Here is a 3,696-nt window from a genome sequence, read left to right as displayed (position 1 = left end):
CTCCCCAATGACCACTTTGTGCCTCTTTGCCTCACCCCTCTACCTAAAATACGTCACTGCCTTGGTATATCCAGCCATTACGCCGAAGCCTCCTTTGATGTTGGAGTATAGCATTACAGGTTCTGAAAATGGATTTTCGTCGGCTTGTTTGGCTATCTCGTAGTCCTTGTGAAATTTATAAAAATGAATATCTGTATTGAGAACTTGCACTTGCCAAATATACAGACGGTCTTTCGCAGGAGAGTTGGGTTTAGTTAACAAAAGCGATTCCTGAGTTCCTACTGTCAAACCATCTTTTTCTACATCATCAATACCATGAAGATATCGCTCATTGTTTATTTCTGCTGTTTTTTTAGTCAAATCTTGTAGCTCCGAAATGGTATACACTGCATAATAATTAACCTGATTAGGAATATCTTTCCACGAAATCAGATAGCTTGTATTCATATTTGAGGGATTGCCCGAAACCAACTGGTAAGCAATACTGGTCGTATCCACTACGCCTGTCGGAATCGTGCAATTGGCTTCTACTTTTTTACCATCAAAGGTGCTTACATTCAAGTAATAAGTCTTGCCTGATTCTACTTTAAAGTTTTTGGAGCTGATTTTAAAAACACCTGTTAAAAATGAGTCTGGAATAAGTTTTACTGTCTGCGTACCATTGCTTAGGGTAACCGTCGATTTCGATACGTTTTGTTCCCATGTAGCATAAGGATTATTTCCAGCGGCTGGTCGGGTATGATATAGCGTTACTGTATGGATGGTGTCTTGTGGACTCAAAAAGGCAGTCACAATGGGGGCATCACTACTCGGAATCACACCCGTTTCTTCTACTGTCAGAAAGTCTCCATTACAAGCCCAACAAAATAGGAGCATTGTGCAGATAGATAAAAGCTGTTTTTTCATAAAATCATTGGAAATTTATAGGAAGGGTTTTCTCTTAAAACTTAAAGCTGTAAGTAATGGATGGCACAATCGGAAACAGCCCTTTTCTGTATAATTTACTATCTCCCAGTTGTCGTGTGGATGCATCATACACTTGATTAATTTGATAGTAAAAAGGGTTCACGCGATTGTAGGCGTTATACACCCCAATTTCCCAAGCTCTTTCTCCATGTTTTTTCTTTTTGCTAAACTTCATCGCTAAATCTAGTCGATGATACGCTGCCGCCTGAAAAGCATTTTGACTATCATACAGCGAAATTTGTGAAGTAATACCAGTATGATCCAAACCATTAAAGTTGCCTTCTGCAATAGGTACACTCAAATGATTTCCTGAGCCATATACCCACGTTGCCGAGACGGTGACCATTGGTTTTAGTTGATAAATCCCCACAATCGAAATGTCATGACGACGGTCGTAGCGGGGCAAAAACTCTTTTCCGTCATTCAGTTCTGCAAATTGGTGTGTTACTTTCGACAAAGTGTAAGCAATCCAACCTGTGAGTCTACCTGTTTTTCGTTGTAACATCAATTCTAACCCATAAGCTTTTCCTTGTCCCGAAGTCACATTCTCTTGCCAATCTATCGAATTGATTTTTTGAGGGTCAGGTCCTACGTCTAGCAACAAGAAACTAGCACCTTGTTTGTAACCAATGATGTTGTTCATTTGCTTGAAATATCCCTCAATACTTAAAGAAAAGTTCTTTTCGGAAAAGTCTTTTACATATCCTAACGCCACTTGCTGTGAAGTTTGTGGAGGAACTCGGTCTGTTGCCGAAACCCATAAATCTGTTGGCAAACCAAGTCCTGAGTTGGATAATAAATGAATGTATTGATTCATCCGAGCAAAAGAAGCCTTAATTGCAGCATCATTTGGTAACTTGTAGGCCACCGAAAATCTTGGTTCAAGATTCAAATAGTTTTTCTGGTTTACTGAAAAATGACTCAATCTTAGACCCGCATTTATACTGATTTTTTCAGTAATTCTCCATAAATCCTCCACATAAACTGCCGATTCTAAGGCGTTGATTTGAGTGCTTTGCACCGAAGATGTATCCACTCTTGTATCTTTCAGGACGAGTGCTTTCGGTGAAAAACGATGTGCAGTTAACAAAAAACCAGCTTTGATACTATGCTGATAACTCGGTAAATAGTCAAAATCGGTTTTTAAAGAAAAGTCTCTAATACCTGATTCATATTGGTAAGAAAAAAGTCCTTTGTTGGATTCTTCAGTATTAAAAACTTTAAAGTCAAAATTGGTAAAAATAAGAGATGTATTGCTAAATAATTTTTCGTTGAAAAGGTGATTCCAACGTAGGGTAGTGGTAGTATTGCCCCAATTAAAGCCATTATCATTTTGGGTGGCATAATTGTAATTTTGTTCTTTTGAACTAAAGGCATCTCGACCTAAATATCCGCTCAGGTAAAGTTTGTCTCGACTGCCAAGGTCATAGTTTACCTTCATATTGAGGTCATAGAAATACATATTTGGAAATTCGCCTCCACTGATAGGTCGCAATAGCGCATCGGCGTAGGTGCGTCGGGCGGCAATCAAAAACGAGGCTTTTTCTTTCTTGAGGGGACCTTCCAAGGTCAAACGACTCGACAATAAGCCAATGCCAAATTCGCCTGCAAGTTTTTCTTTATTCCCTTCTTTCATTTGCATATCAATAACCGAAGAAAGTCGTCCGCCATATCGTGCTGGAAAACCGCCTTTGGTCATCTCAATGCTCTTGAGGGCATCTCCGTTAAATACCGAGAAAAAGCCAAACAAATGGTTGGCATTATAGACCGTAGCGTCATCCAAAATCAATAAGTTTTGGTCGGGGCCGCCACCACGTACATACAAGCCTGTAGAGCCTTCACGTCCTTTTTGTATCCCTGGAAATAGCTGTAGGGTTTTCAACACGTCTTTTTCTCCCAAAAATGCAGGTACTGCTTTTACTTGCGTGACAGGTAAAGAAATGAGGCTCATTTGGGTTTGCTCACTCAATTTTTCTTGTTGAGAGCTATTGACTTTAACCTCCTCCAAAATCACATTTTTGACATTTAGCTCAACCGTAATTTGTTGGCTTTTTTGAGCACTGATGCGGATTGTGTTGACTTGGTATCCTACCTGAGAAATTTCCAAATCAAGTTGTTCCTTTGCGGGAATTGTCAAGGAAAAAAAACCGTAAGCATTGGCAGAGGTTCCGATATTGAGGGCAGGAACTCTCACCGAAACATAAGGCAATATCTCTTGACTTCCTTTTTCACGAACAAAACCACTGATGGTAATTTTTTGTGCAAACAAAGTACAGGAGCAAAGCGTAAATAGCAACAGGAGGTAGACTTTTCTCATAAGGATTATTTATACAATTGAATTTTTATTTTGGGGCCTTTATAGTCTGGTACACTTACTTCAGGCCCTTCAAGTAGCATATTGTTTCCATTACGTGTAATGTTATAAGCTCCCACTAAATTGATGAATTTAGGAATACTGGACATTATACTAATAAAAGTTTGATTTTTAGCAGCATTGGCGTTGTATACGATACTAACCACTTCATTATTTACTAATTTGTAAAAGCCTGAGCATTCTCTAATGCTTCCAGTAAGTTGACAATTATCAAGTTGCAAAACACCTGATGGGTATTTTCCTACTGAATCTATTACCGTGTAAGGATAGGAATAATACGTGATTTGATCGACTTTCCATGTACCAGAAATATTGTTGAGGAGTTCTTGGTTGGCATCTTTGCAAGATAATAAGCT

3 protein-coding genes are annotated in these 3,696 nt (G+C 39.0%); all 3 read right to left on the bottom strand.

What is annotated here, in order from left to right; genetic code table 11:
• Positions 1-39 precede the first annotated feature (39 nt).
• Positions 40-906 (bottom strand): DUF4249 domain-containing protein, encoded by an 867-nt coding sequence (locus tag ACOVQ4_RS18420; protein WP_421822082.1) that lies wholly within the window; start codon positions 904-906, stop codon positions 40-42.
• Positions 907-940: 34 nt separating this feature from the next.
• Positions 941-3,283 carry a TonB-dependent receptor gene (locus ACOVQ4_RS18415; protein WP_421822081.1) on the bottom strand — a complete coding sequence of 781 codons (2,343 nt, stop codon included), beginning with the start codon at positions 3,281-3,283 and terminating at the stop codon, positions 941-943.
• 5 nt (positions 3,284-3,288) lie between these two features.
• A partial coding sequence (locus tag ACOVQ4_RS18410; RefSeq protein WP_421822080.1) for a hypothetical protein occupies positions 3,289-3,696 on the bottom strand: 408 nt, incomplete at its 5' end.

Source organism: Flectobacillus sp. (assembly GCF_049240685.1).
Taxonomy (GTDB): Bacteria; Bacteroidota; Bacteroidia; order Cytophagales; family Spirosomataceae; genus Flectobacillus.
Note: the sequence above shows the minus strand (reverse complement) of the source record. Positions and strands in the feature narration are given on the sequence as shown.